The sequence below is a fragment of the Mesorhizobium sp. CO1-1-8 genome, from assembly GCF_020164875.1.
Taxonomy (GTDB): Bacteria; Pseudomonadota; Alphaproteobacteria; order Rhizobiales; family Rhizobiaceae; genus Mesorhizobium.
Genome location: NZ_JAIUGZ010000011.1, coordinates 182,821 through 198,053, shown reverse-complemented (window position 1 = coordinate 198,053; position 15,233 = coordinate 182,821). Strand labels below are relative to the sequence as shown.

The 15,233-nt window shown below is 61.4% G+C and carries 17 protein-coding genes; 1 reads left to right on the top strand and 16 read right to left on the bottom strand.

Annotated features, from left to right (window positions below; all coding sequences use genetic code 11):
* Nucleotides 1–29: 29 nt before the first annotated feature.
* From LB558_RS21870 to LB558_RS21850, 5 genes are all read right to left on the bottom strand, one after another.
* Nucleotides 30–1,283: a CapA family protein gene (locus LB558_RS21870; protein WP_224699436.1), complete on the bottom strand. Its 1,254-nt coding sequence runs from the start codon at nucleotides 1,281–1,283 to the stop codon at nucleotides 30–32.
* 76 nt (nucleotides 1,284–1,359) lie between these two features.
* The gene (locus LB558_RS21865) at nucleotides 1,360–2,202 is read right to left on the bottom strand and encodes a transporter substrate-binding domain-containing protein (RefSeq protein WP_412033489.1); all 843 of its coding nucleotides are present in this window, start codon (nucleotides 2,200–2,202) and stop codon (nucleotides 1,360–1,362) included.
* Between the two features lie 56 nt (nucleotides 2,203–2,258).
* Nucleotides 2,259–3,008 carry an ABC transporter permease gene (locus tag LB558_RS21860; protein ID WP_224699434.1) on the bottom strand — a complete coding sequence of 250 codons (750 nt, stop codon included), beginning with the start codon at nucleotides 3,006–3,008 and terminating at the stop codon, nucleotides 2,259–2,261.
* Between the two features lie 12 nt (nucleotides 3,009–3,020).
* Nucleotides 3,021–3,680 (bottom strand): ABC transporter permease subunit, encoded by a 660-nt coding sequence (locus LB558_RS21855; RefSeq protein ID WP_224699433.1) that lies wholly within the window; start codon nucleotides 3,678–3,680, stop codon nucleotides 3,021–3,023.
* Between the two features lie 435 nt (nucleotides 3,681–4,115).
* Nucleotides 4,116–4,337, bottom strand: coding sequence for a helix-turn-helix domain-containing protein (locus LB558_RS21850; RefSeq protein ID WP_224699432.1), 222 nt, complete (start codon nucleotides 4,335–4,337; stop codon nucleotides 4,116–4,118).
* Between the two features lie 180 nt (nucleotides 4,338–4,517).
* On the opposite strand from LB558_RS21850, the gene LB558_RS21845 reads away from it, so the two are divergent.
* A complete protein-coding gene (locus LB558_RS21845) occupies nucleotides 4,518–5,483 on the top strand; it encodes a LysR family transcriptional regulator (RefSeq protein WP_224699431.1) in 966 nt (321 codons plus the stop codon).
* 9 nt (nucleotides 5,484–5,492) lie between these two features.
* Here LB558_RS21845 and LB558_RS21840 read toward each other — a convergent pair whose 3' ends face one another.
* The 11 genes from LB558_RS21840 to trbB are packed head-to-tail and all read right to left on the bottom strand — an operon-like array spanning nucleotide 5,493 to nucleotide 15,083.
* Complete coding sequence (locus LB558_RS21840) at nucleotides 5,493–5,717, bottom strand: DUF2274 domain-containing protein (RefSeq protein WP_224699430.1); 225 nt, start codon at nucleotides 5,715–5,717, stop codon at nucleotides 5,493–5,495.
* 1 nt (nucleotide 5,718) lies between these two features.
* Nucleotides 5,719–6,861: a TrbI/VirB10 family protein gene (locus LB558_RS21835; protein WP_224699429.1), complete on the bottom strand. Its 1,143-nt coding sequence runs from the start codon at nucleotides 6,859–6,861 to the stop codon at nucleotides 5,719–5,721.
* Nucleotides 6,858–7,919 carry a P-type conjugative transfer protein TrbG gene (gene trbG / locus LB558_RS21830; RefSeq protein ID WP_224699428.1) on the bottom strand — a complete coding sequence of 354 codons (1,062 nt, stop codon included), beginning with the start codon at nucleotides 7,917–7,919 and terminating at the stop codon, nucleotides 6,858–6,860. The genes LB558_RS21835 and trbG overlap by 4 nt, the downstream gene beginning before the upstream one ends.
* A complete protein-coding gene (gene trbF, locus LB558_RS21825; protein ID WP_224699427.1) occupies nucleotides 7,916–8,605 on the bottom strand; it encodes a conjugal transfer protein TrbF in 690 nt (229 codons plus the stop codon). The genes trbG and trbF overlap by 4 nt, the downstream gene beginning before the upstream one ends.
* 3 nt (nucleotides 8,606–8,608) lie before the next feature.
* Complete coding sequence (trbL, locus tag LB558_RS21820; RefSeq protein WP_224699426.1) at nucleotides 8,609–9,985, bottom strand: P-type conjugative transfer protein TrbL; 1,377 nt, start codon at nucleotides 9,983–9,985, stop codon at nucleotides 8,609–8,611.
* 2 nt (nucleotides 9,986–9,987) lie between these two features.
* Nucleotides 9,988–10,314, bottom strand: a complete 327-nt coding sequence (gene trbK-alt / locus LB558_RS21815) for a putative entry exclusion protein TrbK-alt (protein WP_224699425.1) — start codon at nucleotides 10,312–10,314, stop codon at nucleotides 9,988–9,990.
* 10 nt (nucleotides 10,315–10,324) lie between these two features.
* Nucleotides 10,325–11,083 carry a P-type conjugative transfer protein TrbJ gene (trbJ, locus tag LB558_RS21810; RefSeq protein WP_224699424.1) on the bottom strand — a complete coding sequence of 253 codons (759 nt, stop codon included), beginning with the start codon at nucleotides 11,081–11,083 and terminating at the stop codon, nucleotides 10,325–10,327.
* A complete protein-coding gene (trbE, locus tag LB558_RS21805; RefSeq protein ID WP_224699423.1) occupies nucleotides 11,080–13,536 on the bottom strand; it encodes a conjugal transfer protein TrbE in 2,457 nt (818 codons plus the stop codon). Before trbE ends, trbJ begins: the two co-directional genes overlap by 4 nt.
* Before the next feature lie 10 nt (nucleotides 13,537–13,546).
* The gene (locus tag LB558_RS21800) at nucleotides 13,547–13,828 is read right to left on the bottom strand and encodes a VirB3 family type IV secretion system protein (protein WP_224699488.1); all 282 of its coding nucleotides are present in this window, start codon (nucleotides 13,826–13,828) and stop codon (nucleotides 13,547–13,549) included.
* Nucleotides 13,825–14,151: a TrbC/VirB2 family protein gene (locus tag LB558_RS21795; protein ID WP_224699422.1), complete on the bottom strand. Its 327-nt coding sequence runs from the start codon at nucleotides 14,149–14,151 to the stop codon at nucleotides 13,825–13,827. Before LB558_RS21795 ends, LB558_RS21800 begins: the two co-directional genes overlap by 4 nt.
* Nucleotides 14,148–15,083: a P-type conjugative transfer ATPase TrbB gene (gene trbB, locus LB558_RS21790; RefSeq protein WP_263495362.1), complete on the bottom strand. Its 936-nt coding sequence runs from the start codon at nucleotides 15,081–15,083 to the stop codon at nucleotides 14,148–14,150. The genes LB558_RS21795 and trbB overlap by 4 nt, the downstream gene beginning before the upstream one ends.
* Nucleotides 15,084–15,233: the final 150 nt, after the last annotated feature.

The following is a 15,233-nucleotide window of genomic DNA, read 5'->3' as shown; positions in this document are numbered from 1 at the left end:
TAAGTGACCCTAGGTTTTTGCGTTGATCGTCAGCCAAATTTGCGCACAGCCGGCACAACTATTCTACCAGAGTACCCGGATATTTCGATTGCAGCGCCGAAGGAACGCGAGCGGCTTGCGAACCCCTCGAGAATATCTCGCGCCGCGTGCCCGCCGGCTGGGACAGGAACCAATCCGCTCGTTTGGCATCCATGGCGCCCATTTGCCTCGCCGATCACGACGGGCAGAAGGTCTATGGCTTCGAGGATCCCGTTCGCATCATAGCGGCAAGCGGCGACAATGCTCTGCCAGACTTCCGGAGGATCCCATTCGCTCTCATCCGCATGGACGTGAAAGAGGAAATTTCCGAGACCGTAGAAGATTGGCGACCCGTTGTAGATTTCCACCGCTTGAAGCACGGGTGCACCGTGGCTCACGAAGAGGTCTGCTCCGGCGTCAATGCATGTGCGGGCAAAGGCCTGTACCCAACGCGGCACGTCCTGCCAACCTGGTTCCCAATGGTGGTGGTGCAGATAGGCGATCACAAAATCGCCTTGCGCAGCCGCGTGCCGGATGGCGGACAGCTGAAGATTCGCACTCTGCGGATCGATCTCGATCAAGCGTCTGAAGTCAGCAGCCTGGGTGAACAGGGTCCCATAGAAATTCAACTCCTTCCGGCTCTCCAGATGGGGCGGGTCCTCGGGTTGTGCGTAGTTGGTGATTTCAAGGTGTGAGCTTTGCAATTGATCGCTGAGCCTTGCCAGCCTTCTGAAATGGCCGTCCGGTACGCCGATCTTGCGAACGGTCTTGAGCCGGTTGACGCCAGGCCGAGCTGGACGCGAGCCAGTGCGGTTCTCGGCATACATGTTGGCGGGGCCGGGGCCTGCATCCATTGCAAGAAGAGAGACCTGGCGGGCTCCCAGATGGCGACGGCCCAGTTCCGTGGCATCGGTTTCGTCAACCCCGATTCCGGCATGCAGGAAGCCGCGCGCTTCGACCTCCTCGAGCGTCGCAAGAACCCCGCAAGGGCCGAGATCGAATGCGTGGTTGTTGGCTAGAGCAAGCGCGTTGAACCCGATGCCTTGCAATGCATCCAGCACCTCAGCCGTGGAGTAGCCGAAGAACTTGCCCTTGGTCGGCCAACCACCATGTTTGCCGAGAATCGTCGACTCGAAGTTGGTGAAGACGATGTCGCCTTGCCGTAGGAAGCGTTCAACCTCCGCGAAGCGTTCGTCTTGAACAAGGCGGATGTCATGCGTGATTAGTGATTGGCCGGTCACAACCGCACAAAATGGGTCTTTCATGGAAATCGCCCTATAGGTATGAAGGTGGGTGCTGGCTCCAGCCAGCGCCACACAGAAGTGTTTGACGGTTATCCGGCTACTTTGAAACGGCAGGAGAAATGTCCGTCTTGAACCACTTCAGACTCAACGCCTTGATCGTGCCATCCTTGGTGGCAGCGTCGAGCGCCGCATTGAGCTTGGTGAGCAGCTCTGTGTCGTCTTTCCGCATGCCGGCGCCCACACCAGGCCCCCAGAGACCACCATTCAGCTCAGGCCCGAAAAACATCGCCACCGACCCACCAGGCGCCTCCAAAAAATCGCGCCATGTGAAATAGTCAGCGAGGCCGCCGTCAACACGCCCCGCAGTAAGGTCGAGCTTCAGGTTGTCGAGGCTATCGTAGCTGCGAATGGTCACGACGTCGCCGAGCAGTTGTTTCACGACCGCCTCAGAATTCGATGACCGCAAGACGCCGATGGCTTTGCCGCCGAGGGCCGACCTGAGCCGCTCGATGGTTGCTTGCTCCCTGTCGCCAATAGTCGAGAGATTGACTTTTTCCCTGGTGTCAGCGGCGTCGAGCCCAAGCTCCTTGCGCACGATGAATTGGTTAAAGCCACTGGCGTAGGGGATCGAGAACGCGATCTGCTGCTTTCGTTTCTCGGTGATCGCCATGCCCGACATGATGACATCGTACTTGCCAACGAGCAGCGCCGGGATGATCCCATCCCAATCCTGCGCGACGAATGCGCATTCGAGCTTCATTCGATGGCAGAGTTCGCGACCGACATCGACGTCGTAACCGTAGAGCTTGCCGTTCCCGTCTGTCCCGTCCCAAGGTGGCGAAGCCCCTTCGGTGGCGATCGATATCGCGCGTTCACTTTCGGCGCGCGCCGGCAATGCTGCGAGCAAGGACGCGACAGAAATGGCAATAGCCACGGGCATGCGCATAAGGCACCTCTTTCGTTTGGTGTGAGTGGGAAGTAGGTAAGGCTGCGGTGTCACGGCACCGTTGTCGTGATCTCGTGGTCAGGCAAGGCCGGTCGGAACCGTGCCTTGCGTCGTTGCTTGGGCGTGCCATCGATCGAAAGCCGTTGCTCCAGAACCAGCGTCGCTTTCACTGCGGCTGAAGTGAGCGCCAGATAGATCGTTCCGGCGACGATGAAGATCTCGTAGGGCGCGAATGTCTCAGACACCATCTGTCGAGCCATTCCAGTTATCTCGAGCAGCGTTACCGTGCTTGCCAGCGACGATCCTTTGATCATCCCCACGACTTCGTTTCCGTAAGCTGGAAGCGAAATCCTGAAAGCGATCGGAAAGGTCACAAGGCGGGCGATCTGCAAACGTTTTAGGCCAAGCGCCTTGGCGGCTTCAACGAAACCTGTCGGCACAGACTGGAGACCGCGGCACAGTATTTCAGTGGTGTGCGCGGCACTATTCAGAGAAAAGGTAAACAGAGCGCACCAGAACGGGTCTCGCAGGATCACCCAGAAGACGCTGGCGCGCACGGCCTCAATTTGGCTTAGACCATAATAGAGCAGGAAGAGCTGAACGAGCATCGGCGTTCCACGGAATGCGTAGGTGTAGGCGAGCACTGAGAGCGACAGGCTTGGGGGTCCAAACGCGCGAGCGAACGCCAGCGGCACCGACAGAAGAAATCCCGCCGTCAGCGACAGGACTGTCAGGGTCAAGGTGAGACCGATGCCTGAGGGCAGAACCAGTAAAGCTTCTAACATCAAGCCGAAGTTCATGGGAGCGCCCTTCTATCGACCGAAGGCGGGATAGCGCCGCTCCGCCAACCGGATCGACAGCAAGGTGATCGTCGTCAGGGCGAGATAGAAAGCGGATGCCGCGAGGTAGAAGGCCAACGGCGCGCGCAAGGATCCGGCGCCGACATAGGCGACGCGCATGACATCGGTGAGCCCAACGACAGAGACGAGCGCAGTATCCTTGAAGAGCGATATCCAAAGATTGCCATAAGCGGGCAGCGCCAGCCTCAGCATCTGCGGGCCAACAATGAACAGCCACCGGTGCCAAGCATTCAGCCCAAGGGATTTCGCGGCTTCGGTCTGGCCCGCCGGCACTGCCGCGATCGCACCGCGGAAGACTTCCGTCGCATAGCCGCTGAAGACAACGGTAAGCGCGATGACCCCTGCGGTGAAAGCGTTCACCTCCACATACCTGCCAGCGATCTTGCTGGCGAATGTGGTTCCACCGAAATAGATGAGGAGGATAATGAGGAGCTCTGGAACACCCCGAACCACAGTCGTGTAAGCCGTCACCACACTTTTGAAACGTGCCGCAGGCTTGCTCTTTGAGATGGCCAACAACAGGCCGAATACCGTGCCAAGGAATCCGCTGACAAGAGCAAGACCCACGGTGATCATGAAAGCGGCGGCAAATTGAGCAGCAAAACCGGCCATGAGTCTTTCCATCGGTTTGGGAATTCGCAATACGTGCCGTACCTTCAGCCGACATATCTCACGCTGATGACACAATACTTCGAATTCAGCCGAGCGTATCCTGTAATTACTCAGGGCTTTCGATTAAATTACTGACCCCTGCGTTGTCATTCAATCTATAAACTTTACGATTTTTGCTATAATGCCTGCTTATATGCCATTCCGAGGAGCAACGCGGCACGCCACCGTCGCGGAGTCGCGCTGACACCCGAGTTCTCCAGCCCTCCGCAGCTTCAAATGGAATTGCCAATCCGGATCCGAGGATCGAACGAGCTCGACGTCAGGCGAGCCAATCGGACTTGCCAGTGGTTGAAGGCCCTGCCGTGACGCTGGGCAAAAACTCACGACTGCTTGGCAGCTAACGTCGCTGGGTGCGACGGCGCATCCGGCGTCCGACTATTTTGACGTATGAGACCGGCAAAACAACGTGACCGGATCAATCTCCAGTACCTTTGCGATCTTCTCCGCTACGTTGAGAGAAGGGTTCCTTTGCCCGCGCTCAATGCCGCCCATGTAGCTGTACGCAAGCCCAGCCTCAGTCGCCAGAGACTCCAAGGTCATGCCGCGTTCCTTCCGGACTCTACGAACGTTTGCTCCAAAAATCTCCGCAAGGCGCATGCGCGCATAGCGACAAGCAAACCTGCCCCTTTACCAGTCACTATAGTGACTATATGCTTACGGATTCAGTGCTTCATTGGCGACCTGATTTCCAGGGCGCTTGGGCCTGATCGAATTCTCACCTCGGTCCGCCAAGTCCATTCTCATGAGGCTCGGGCGTTCTCGGGAAAAGGGCGCAAGATGGAGTTACTGCAGAGCGGCCTGAAGCTCCGACAATTGCAGGTGTTTCGTCAGGTGCTGCGGACCGGATCGACAAGACGAGCAGCTGCTGCGCTCGGGATAAGCCAACCTGCGGTAAGTCAGCAGGTGAAGCAACTTGAGACTGTGCTCGGCCTCAAACTCTTCGAGAGATCAACCAACCGCATCCTTCCGTCACAGGAGGCCTGGGAGCTCCTGCGGAACGTAGAATTAGCCCTGACCTCCCTGGAGCGACTGGAAGCATCGATTTTTGCAATGAAGAACGATGAGAAGCAGCGGATTGCGATTGCCGCACCCGCCGTGTTCGGTTTCGTGACGTTGCCGAAGGTCGTGGCGACCATCCGGTCGAAAACGCCTTCGAGTGTCCGGTCAATTTCGGGCAATTATGAACAGGTGGGTGAGCATATCCTGTCTGGCCGGGCAGATCTCGGAATTTCAAGGCTGCCTCTGGACGCCCGCCTGTTTGAATGGGCGCCAGTGGGCTCGGCACACAACGTGTGCATCTTCCATCGCCACCACCGATTTTCCAAAAAGGCATGTGTCGAAGCCCATGACCTGGCGGGGGAAAGGATCGTCGACATCGACCCTCAGTTCGCGTCGCATCAAATGAACTTCAACGCGCTGCGCTTTGCCGGGATCGAGCCGGATATACTGGTGGAGTACGACTCCCATGGCTACGAGGTCGGGTTTGTTTCGGCCGGCCTTGGTGTCTCCATCACCAACGAAATCATCGCTCGAGAGTATGCGGCGTTCGAGCTGGGAGCAAAGCCGGTAGAGCCATCGGCCCTCTACCATTATGTTGCGGTCTGGCAGAAAGGCCGGGTCTTTTCCAACGCATTGGAGGTCGCTCTCGAGGCAATCATGTCTGCTTTCCGCCCGTTAGCACAAAGCGCGCCGACTGTTCTCCCGCTACACGCTGTATCGCACGGCACCGATCGTTCCTCTTGACCACTCGGACTAAACCTTGCGGTCCTGCTTGGCCTTTGCGAAGCCGCGATCCGTGGCGATGAAACGCTCAAGCATTGGCACGATCAGGCGCATTGGATCAGTAGCAGGCTGCCCAGCTTCTCCTCCAAGAATCTCGGCATACTTGGTCAGGTCGCGATGCAATCGAGCGGGCAATTCCACCGAGACTTTGACCGGCTTGTCATCGGCAATCGGCGCGAGCTTCAGCTTGGCCATTTCAGCCACCGTAAGGTTCGAGGACAAGATCGCGCGTGACCAGAACGCGCACGGGAAAACCTGGTCGTATCGTTAGCGTGGGGGCTATTTCGAGTTGGCGCTGGACGATCTGCTGACCGACCTGACTGACGCTGTCGGAGGCCCCGCTTCGCAGCGCACGCACGATGTCGCTCTCCTGGCCCGTCGACCCAGCTTCGGCCCCAACACTGAGTATGGTCGAGAGTGCGGCCGCCTTGAACAATTCCGCCCAGTGATAGTCGACGCCATCCTCAAGGCCTGCGTAGCCCTGCCCGTCCGCGCCAGGCTGGCGCTCCAGAACAATCGAGCGGCCATCCGGGAAAATCAGCCTGTTCCAGACAAGCAGGACACGTTGTTGCCCGAACCCTACCCCGCTGTCGTATTGCCCGATCACCCTTGTGCCTTGCGGGATCAGAAGTGCGCGTCCAGTCGGGCTATCGTATACGTTCTCCGTCACCTGTGCAGTGATCTGACCGGGCAGGTCGGAACGGATACCGGTTATGAGAGCGGCCGGGATAACCGCTCCGGCCTGAAGCACATAGGGTGAAACCGCAAGAACGACACGGTCGGGCGCGACGGTGTTGCGGTCGGCGGCTGCATTCAGGAAGGCAAGTTGGCGGTCTTGTGGCGTTTGTCCGGCAGGAGGCAGACCGGCGAGGTCCTGCGCGGCGACATCGATCCGATGTTCGGCTGTAGTGTTGGTCGCAACCCCTACCTGGAAGAAAACCCGGGATGTCCGGGCCGCCTCATCTTCAGCTCGCCGGCGTTGTTCGGCCTCGTCGACACTGGGCACCGCTATCATTGGCGAAACGACGGGCTGTCCCTTGTTCTGGGCGTCGAGTATCGGGCGGCCGAGATCGCCCGGCAGCGGCTGCCCAAGGACGGGGCCGGTGTAGTCGCGTGGCAGGTTGGCGAGCCCATCGGCAGGCTGCCGGTTGGAGGTCGAATAGAGTTCATCGCCGTGGGTGTCTCGATCGCGCGTCTGAAGCGCGTATACCAGCGCGCCGCCGATGCCGAGCGACGCGACGAAGGCGACGCCGGCTAGTGTCTTGCGCGACAGACGGGTCACCCGCGGCGGCTCAGCGCGAAGTCGCATCGGCGCAGTGGCGGTTTCGTTCTCGTTCATGGCTGCTCGCCTCCCCTTTGCCTCGGTGCACTCGTGACTTTCGACACTGAATTGGCGGTTGGCATCCAGCGCAAGCGATCCGTCTTGGTCCCGTTGTCTCGGACGATCCGTACGGTCTGTTGTCGTTTGCCGCTGCCAAGACGCAGTTCGGCCGCGCCGAACAGGCGGTCGACAATCAGGATGTTTTGGTAGACCCGGCTGTTGACGATCTGGGCTTCGCCTTCCGGACCGACGACAAACAGCGGCGGCATTTCGCCCTGTACGATTCCGCGTGGGAACTCGATATAAACGCGTCTGCCGTCGTCATAGGCCGCGATGGGCTTCCAGGGTGGCGTGTCGCCCGCGAGACCATAGCGGTAGTTTCGCGCTGCGACGTCAGGAATCGTCGGCGTTGCGGGCATGGTCGGTTGCTGGCTGTGCGGCAGGGCCGGATATGCCCATGCCACGGCCGGCATATAAGGCTTTTCACCGGCCCGCAGTTCGATCATGTAGCTACGCCGGTCGGTGGTGATGACGAGATTGGTTGTGATGTCCACGCGCGAGGGCTTCACCAGTATGTGGACGCGCCGGGTGACGCCCGAGCCGCTCTCGGTGTCACCGATAATCCAGCGCGCGGTGTCGCCCGCCGCAATCGGGCCGGTGCCAGTCAGGGTCTCGCCGGGCTCAAGCGCGATGTCCGTAATCTGCCCGGGTGCGGCATAAACCTGGTAGAGCGCCCCTTCGCTCCAGGGATATATCTGGATAGCGTTGTAATAGCCCTCGCGTCGAGGCTGGACACGCGCGGCCACGTTGGCGTTCTCGACGCGCGCTGTCGGGGTATCGCCGGCCACGCCCCCCAGCGCTGGTGTCCAGCCGGGTGGAATGTGTGGCGGCTTGGGTTTCTCTTCGGCAGGTCTTGCCGGGACGGATGGCAACGGCGGCACGTAGGCATCATAGGCGATCCGTGGCGGCTTCTGGGACGTGGCACAGCCCGTGAGTACGAACCCAGAAAACAACACCGAGGCTAGCGCGGATCCACGAACAGTGGAAAGTGCGGTGACACGAAGTGCGAGGCTCATTGGCTCATCTCCCGCGACCAGTTGATGGCGTTGACATAGATGCCGAGCGGGTTCACCCGAAGCCGTTCGGTGTCATGCGGCGGCTGGACCACGATCGTCAGGATCGCGGTCCAGTGTTCGGTGGTCGAGAGCTGACCGTTTTCGTAACGACGCTCGGTCCAGGCGACGCGGAAGGAATCCGCGGAGGCACGGATGACCGAGGAAACGTCGACAGCCACCTGCTGCTTGCCGACTTTGGAAAAGGGTTCGTTGGCGCGGGCATAATCATTGAGCGCCGCCGCACCCTGGTCGGTGGTCCATTCATAGGCGCGCAGCCAATCCTGGCGCACGATGATCGGATCGGCCGGGATCGATCGAACCTGCTCGACGAAACGGGCGAGATGCCAGGCAATTTGCGGATCGGTCGGCTTGTAGTCGGCAGTCGCCGGCGCGACCGCCTGCGACTGTCCGAGCGCATCGACCTGGACGACCCACGGCACGACTGACCCTCGGGCCGACATCCAGACAACCGAGCAGGCGAGGCCAGCCGAAAGGATCAGCGATCCGAAGGCCATGTACCGCCAATTCCTGGCCTGCACGCGAGCAGAGCCGATGCGCTCGTCCCAGACCTGTGCGGCCTTCTGATAAGGCGTCTCCGGTTGAGCGGTTTTGCCGTAGTGGACGGTGGGTCGTCGAAAAATGTTCATTGGTCATTTGCCTTCGGACAGAGAAATCGATGTGCCGCTGCCATGGGCTTCACCGGCGCGGACGGCATGCGCCGTAGTCTGGATGCCGTGCGACAGGCGCTGGGATCGCTGAATGCGTTTGGCCCAATCGGGTGGCCCTTTGGCCGTGCTGCCGGATTGGCCGTTGGGGCTAAGCGACGGATTGTTGGCAGCTTCGGCAGCGCCTCCGACGGTCCCCAGGGTCGATGAACCACCGGTGGCCTCGACAGCCGAATTGGCGCCGGCCGCAAAGCTGGACTTCATCGATTGGCTGGCGCGCGCGGCGACGCGCTTGAGCGGCGAGGCAGCAGCAGACACACCAGCGCCTGCAACGCCACCCAGCCCCGAGGCGACACCGGCGGCACCGGCTTGGCCGGCGGAGCCGAGGGTGTAAGCACTCGACGCACCGCCCGCGAGGAACGAGCCGCCCCGCGCCGCCATAGGGGCCGCGGACAACGCGGCAGTTCCGCCTCGCATCGCAAGGCCGGCCGTGCCGCCGGCGACCAATGCCATGCCGCCTGCCGCGAGCCCTGTTCCGACGGCTGCCCCCGCGCCAAGCTGTGGGCCACCGGAGACAAGACCGTTGGCAATACCTGGGCCGAAGATACCGAGACCAAGCAATGACAGAGCCGCCAGCACGATCGCCATCGCCTGGTCGATCGTAGGGTTCTCCCCGCCAAAACCTTGGGTGAACTCGCTGAAGAGCGTGGAGCCGATACCAATGACGACAGCAAGCACAAGCACCTTGATGCCGGATGAGATGACATTGCCGAGTACGCGTTCGGCCATGAAGGCTGTCTTGCCGAAGAGGCCAAACGGGATCAGCACGAAGCCGGCTAGCGTCGACAGCTTGAATTCGATCAGCGTGACGAAGAGCTGGACCGCCAAGATGAAAAAGGCGAGCAGGACGAGTGCCCAGGCAAACAGCAGGCAGGCGATCTGGATGAAGTTCTCGAAGAAGGACACGTAGCCCATCAGCCCCGAGATCGCCTCGAGCAGCGGTCGTCCCGCATCGAGGCCGGTCTGCGCGATCCTTCCGGGACGAAGCAGATCCTGGACAGAAAAGCCCGTGCCACTCGCCTTCAGGCCGAGACCGGAAAAGCTTTCAAAGACTATCTGGGCAAGGCTGTTCCAGTTGGAAATGAGGTAGGCGAAGATGCCAACGAATAGCGTCTTCTTTACCAGCCGCGCGAGAATGTCATCGTCGGCGCCCCAGCTCCAGAAAAGTGCTGCGAGCGTCACGTCAATGACGATCAGGGTGGTGGCGACGAAGGCGACTTCGCCACCAAGCAGACCGAACCCGCTGTCTATGTAGCGCGTGAAGGTGGCGAGGAATTGGTCGATGACCCCGGTGTTGCCCATGCCTATTTCGCCTCCGACGAACTCGCATCCGGCGACGGCGCGGTATCCGTCCCAGACGCCGAGTTCGCAAACGGCGCTTTGAGCCCAAGGAACCTGTCACGCTGTTCGGCCCACAAGCGCAGACAACCGCTGTCGCGCAAGGCAGCCTCACCGAGGGTCTGGCATTGGCGAAGGCCGTCGTTGAGCGGGTTCGACGCCAAAGCAGTCGGTGCCTGTGGAGCGACGTTGTCCGGTCTTTTCTCCCTCCGGGTCATCTCGATCGCGGTGGCCGTGACGGCCACCGCGACGAAGACGACGGCGACGAGGCGAGCGAGGATCCTGCCATCCATGGCCTTGAACTCACTGGTTGAACATCTTGGCATCGCCGGCCTGGTAGCCCGAGCCGGGGATCAGGAAGCGGCGACGCTGCTCGCGCCCCTGGTCGGCGGCGGCGGCGCGTTCGGCGTCGGTCAGTGCCTGGGCGCGACCGTTGGCGGCGACAACGGCAGTGAGATCCGCGAGCTGTTGGGCCTGAAGGGCGAGAAGTTGGTTGCCGGCCTGCGTTGCCTGGAGCGCGCCGGTGGCTGATTGGCTGGCGCCGACAAGCGCCGACATCTGCGTGCGATTGGTATCGATGTTTCCGACGACGCCTGCCTGCACGCGCATGGCGTCCTGAAGACCGCCGACAGTATTCTGCCATCGCGAGCGCGCATCCGTGACGAGTTGTCCGTCAGACGCGGAGAGCGAGACACCACCATATTGCTGCTGGAAGATCTTGTCGACCTGCTGGACGTCGAAGGCGATGTTCTGCGCCTGGCTCAGCAGCTGTTGTGTTCGCTGCACGGATTGCTGCAACTGCTGCAGCGAGGAGAAGGGCAAGCTCGCAAGATTACGCCCCTGGTTGATCAGCATCTGGGCTTGGTTCTGCAGCGAGGTGATCTGGTTGGTGATCTGCTGAAGCGATCGGGCCGCCGTCAGCACATTTTGCGAATAGTTAGACGGGTCGAAGACAATGAATGCCTGTGCCGGCGCAGTCACGATCAGCGAGATCGCAAAAGGTGAAGCGAACATGGCGGCGGCCACCAATACTGCGCGCGAGCGGTTCCTGCGGCTATTCATGATTGGAGGTCCTTTTCAGCTTGCGTTACGGAGGTGGAGAGGTTGGGAATGAGGTCCGCGGCCCAGCCGGCGTTTCGGGCGCGCAACCAGGCCGCCAGGAAGCCGTCGCGTCCGTGTTCGGCGGCAATGCTGGCGATCAGAGACTGATCGGTTTTTGAGGATGCGGCACAGAGCGCCAGCCCAACTTCGGACAGGCCAAGTTCGAAGAGGCGGTTGCCACGCCGGGACTGGCAGTAATAGTCACGTTTCGGCGTCGCCCGCGCTAGGATTTCTATCTGGCGGTCGTTGAGGCCGAAGCGGCGATAAATCGCTGCGATCTGCGGCTCGATCGCGCGCTCGTTCGGCAACAGCAGCCGGGTCGGGCAGCTCTCGATGATCGCGGGCGCGATGTTCGAACTGGCGACGTCGGACAGCGACTGGGTGGCAAAGATGACACTAGCGTTCTTCTTGCGCAGCGTCTTCAGCCATTCGCGTAGCTGGCCGGCGAAACCTTCATCGTCAAGGGCGAGCCAGCCCTCGTCGATGATGAGCAATGTCGGCCGCCCGTCGAGCCTGTCACCGATACGGTGGAAGAGGTAGGAGAGAACCACAGGTGCTGCTCCAGTGCCGACAAGACCCTCGATCTCGAACGCCTGCACGGATGCCGCGCCAAGGCGCTCCGCCTCGGAATCGAGCAACCGGCCGTAGGGACCTCCGATGCAATAGGAGCGGAGGGCTTGCTTCAGATCGTTCGCCTGCAGCAGCACGCTCAGGCCGGTGATGGTGCGCTCTTCGACTGGCGCCGAGGCGAGCGACGTCAGCGCGGTCCAGATATGTTCCTTGGCATCCGGAGTTAGGGGAACGCCTTCGCGGGCCAGGATTGCCGCGACCCAGTCGGCCGCCCAGGCGCGCTCATAGGTGTCGTGGATGCGGGCAAGTGGTTGGAGGGAGACCGAGGCTTCGGTGCCTTCGGTGAGTTCGCCCCCGAGATCGTGCCAGTCGCCGCCCATGGCAAGCGTGGCGGCGCGGATGGAGCCGCCGAAATCGAAGGCAAAGACTTGGCTCCGCGCATAACGGCGAAACTGCAGGGCCATCAGCGCGAGCAGCACCGACTTGCCAGCCCCGGTGGGCCCGACAACGAGGGTATGGCCGACGTCACCGACATGCAGGGACAACCGGAACGGGGTCGAGCCTTCGGTCTTGCCACAGAGCAAGGGGGGCGCACCGAAGTGCTCGTCCCGTTCCGGCCCCGCCCACACGGCAGAGAGGGGGATCATGTGGGCGAGATTGAGTGTCGAGATGGGCGGCTGGCGGACATTGGCGTAGGCATGTCCGGGCAAAGAGCCGAGCCAAGCATCTACGGCATTGACGGTTTCGACCATGGCAGTGAAGTCGCGACCCTGAACGACCTTCTCGACAAGACGAAGTTTCTCTTGCGACACGCGTGGATCGGCGTCCCAGACCGTGACGGTCGCAGTGACATAGGCCATGCCCGCCACGTCCGCCCCGAGCTCCTGCAAAGCCATGTCGGCGTCGGCGGATTTGTTGGCGGCATCGGTGTCCATGAGCGCGGAGGCCTCGTTGGTCATGACCTCCTTCAGGATCGCTGCAATGGACTTGCGTTTGGCGAACCATTGCCGCCGAATCTTCGTCAGCAGTTTGGCCGCATCGGTCTTGTCGAGCAGGATTGCGCGCGTCGACCAGCGATAGGGAAAGGCCAGCCGGTTGAGCTCGTCGAGCAGACCTGGCGTGGTCGCGGTCGGGAAGCCTACGATGGTGAGCACGCGAAGATGCTGATTGCCAAGACGGGGTTCAAGACCACCGGTCAGCGGTTGGTCGGCCAGCACCGCATCCAGATAGATCGGTGTCTCCGGGACGCGCACCCGATGACGCTTCGTCGAGACAGTCGAGTGCAGGTAGGTCATTGTCTCGCTGTCGTCGAGCCAGCGGCATTCCGGCATGAAGCCGTCGAGCAAAGACAGCACGCGCTCGCTTCGGTCGAGAAAAGCGCGCAGGATTTCGTTGGCGTCTATGCCGGACTGTTCCCGCCCCTCGTAGAGCCACGTCTCCGCACGCGCCGCATCCTCGACCGGCGGCAGATAGAGAAAGGTGACGAAGTAGCTGGAGACGAAGTGAACCCCTTCCTCCTCGAACTCGGCTTTGCGCTCGGCATCGACAAGGCGGGAGGCCGGGTCTGGAAATTGGCTCTCGGGATAAGTCGCTGCCTCGTGCCGTTGCGCTTCGACGAAGATGCTCCAGCCCGAACCCAGGCGACGGAGGGCGTTGTTGATTCGGGATGCCACGGCGACCAGTTCGGCCGCGACGGCGGATTCGAGATCTGGGCCACGGAACCCGGCGGTTCGCTGAAAGCTCCCGTCTTTGTTCAACACCACGCCCGGTGCGACGAGCGCAACCCATGGCAGGTAGTCGGCAAGGCGGCTCACGGTGCGACGATATTCGGCAAGGTTCATCATGTCCGCACCCTCAAACCGCTAGATGAGCGGGGAGGCGCAGATGCCGGCGGCCGACTTCCACGAACAGCGGATCGCGTTTGGCAGCCCACACCGCCGCGAAGTGCCCAAGCGCCCAAATAATGAGACCGATCAGCCACAGACGCAGGCCAAGGCCAACGGCGCCCGCCAGCGTGCCGTTCAGTATTGCGATGGAGCGTGGCGCGCCGCCGAGCAGGATGTGTTCGGACAGCGCCCTATGAACGGCGACGGTGAACCCCGGCACCGCGTCGAGTTGTTCAAAAGCGGCCATCAGATCAGCGCTCCGCCGCCGAACGAGAAGAACGACAGAAAAAAACTCGACGCCGCGAAGGCGATCGACAGTCCAAAGACGATCTGGATCAGCCGTCTGAAGCCGCCGGAAGTATCGCCAAAGGCAAGCGTCAGCCCGGTGACGATGATGATGATCACAGCAATGATCTTGGAGACCGGGCCTTCGATCGACTGAAGGATCTTCTCTAGTGGCTGCTCCCACGGCATGGACGAGCCGGCGGCATTGGCGGCCGGGGCTACCATAAGAGAGACGATGAGGGTTGTGGCCGCTGTAGCAAGGTGCTCGCGCGAAAGCTTGCGGATCATGAATTGTCTCCTGTTTTGTTCGGGGTGGCTTGGGAGGTGCGATAGTCGTCGTCGGGTCCAAGTCCATCGATGCGTGCGAGTTCGGTCAGCCGCCGCGCGGAACCACGTCCAGACAGGACAGCGACCAGATCTATTGTTTCGGCGATCAGCGCGCGTGGAACAGTGACGACAGCTTCCTGGATGAGTTGCTCGAGGCGTCGCAGCGCCCCGATCCCGGATCCGGCATGGATGGTGCCGATGCCGCCGGGATGCCCGGTGCCCCATGCCTTCAGAAGATCGAGGGCTTCGGCGCCGCGCACTTCGCCGATCGGAATGCGGTCTGGTCGCAGGCGCATTGAGGATCGGACCAGGTCGGAGAGGGTGGCGACACCATCCTTAGTCCGCATGGCGACAAGGTTGGGTGCGGCGCACTGGAGTTCGCGCGTGTCCTCGATGATGACGACGCGATCGGCCCCCTTCGCGACTTCGGCGAGCAAGGCATTGGTCAGGGTCGTTTTGCCCGTGGATGTGCCGCCGGCGACCAGGATGTTCGCGCGGGCAGCGACGGCGGCACGCAGCGTCGCCGCCTGGCCGGCTGTCATGATGCTTGCCGCAACGTAGTCTTCGAGTGTGAAGATCGCGACGGCGGGTTTGCGGATCGCGAAGGCTGGCGCGGCAACGACCGGCGGCAGCAATCCTTCGAACCGTTCTCCGGTTTCGGGCAATTCGGCAGAGACCCGCGGAGAGCGCGGGTGCACCTCCGCGCCGACGTGATGGGCGACCAGACGGACGATGCGCTCGCCATCGGCGGCAGACAGCACCTCTCCCGTCTCGGCCAGACCTCCTGCAAGGCGGTCCACCCAGATACGGCCATCGGGGTTCAGCATGACTTCGACGACTGCGGGATCGTCGAGGAGCCGTGTTATCTCGGCTCCGAGCGCTGTGCGCAGCATGCGCGAACTGCGCGCGCGACCTTCGGAATTGTTGTGCGAAACCACGATCCAGTCCCCGTTTCAGTCGGGAACCACTCAGGCCGTCCCCGCTCGGGGATGATCAAGAGAGCCAGAAATCGGGCCAGTTCAACAAGTTTCAATCGCCGTGGT

Coding starts and splice junctions, on each gene's coding strand:
- LB558_RS21870 (WP_224699436.1), bottom strand. CDS start 1,283: ATGAAAGACCCATTTTGTGCGGTTGTGACCGGCCAATCACTAATCACG.
- LB558_RS21865 (WP_412033489.1), bottom strand. CDS start 2,202: ATGCCCGTGGCTATTGCCATTTCTGTCGCGTCCTTGCTCGCAGCATTG.
- LB558_RS21860 (WP_224699434.1), bottom strand. CDS start 3,008: ATGAACTTCGGCTTGATGTTAGAAGCTTTACTGGTTCTGCCCTCAGGC.
- LB558_RS21855 (WP_224699433.1), bottom strand. CDS start 3,680: ATGGCCGGTTTTGCTGCTCAATTTGCCGCCGCTTTCATGATCACCGTG.
- LB558_RS21850 (WP_224699432.1), bottom strand. CDS start 4,337: ATGCGCCTTGCGGAGATTTTTGGAGCAAACGTTCGTAGAGTCCGGAAG.
- LB558_RS21845 (WP_224699431.1), top strand. CDS start 4,518: ATGGAGTTACTGCAGAGCGGCCTGAAGCTCCGACAATTGCAGGTGTTT.
- LB558_RS21840 (WP_224699430.1), bottom strand. CDS start 5,717: ATGGCCAAGCTGAAGCTCGCGCCGATTGCCGATGACAAGCCGGTCAAA.
- LB558_RS21835 (WP_224699429.1), bottom strand. CDS start 6,861: ATGAACGAGAACGAAACCGCCACTGCGCCGATGCGACTTCGCGCTGAG.
- trbG (WP_224699428.1), bottom strand. CDS start 7,919: ATGAGCCTCGCACTTCGTGTCACCGCACTTTCCACTGTTCGTGGATCC.
- trbF (WP_224699427.1), bottom strand. CDS start 8,605: ATGAACATTTTTCGACGACCCACCGTCCACTACGGCAAAACCGCTCAA.
- trbL (WP_224699426.1), bottom strand. CDS start 9,985: ATGGGCAACACCGGGGTCATCGACCAATTCCTCGCCACCTTCACGCGC.
- trbK-alt (WP_224699425.1), bottom strand. CDS start 10,314: ATGGATGGCAGGATCCTCGCTCGCCTCGTCGCCGTCGTCTTCGTCGCG.
- trbJ (WP_224699424.1), bottom strand. CDS start 11,083: ATGAATAGCCGCAGGAACCGCTCGCGCGCAGTATTGGTGGCCGCCGCC.
- trbE (WP_224699423.1), bottom strand. CDS start 13,536: ATGATGAACCTTGCCGAATATCGTCGCACCGTGAGCCGCCTTGCCGAC.
- LB558_RS21795 (WP_224699422.1), bottom strand. CDS start 14,151: ATGATCCGCAAGCTTTCGCGCGAGCACCTTGCTACAGCGGCCACAACC.
- trbB (WP_263495362.1), bottom strand. CDS start 15,083: ATGCTGCGCACAGCGCTCGGAGCCGAGATAACACGGCTCCTCGACGAT.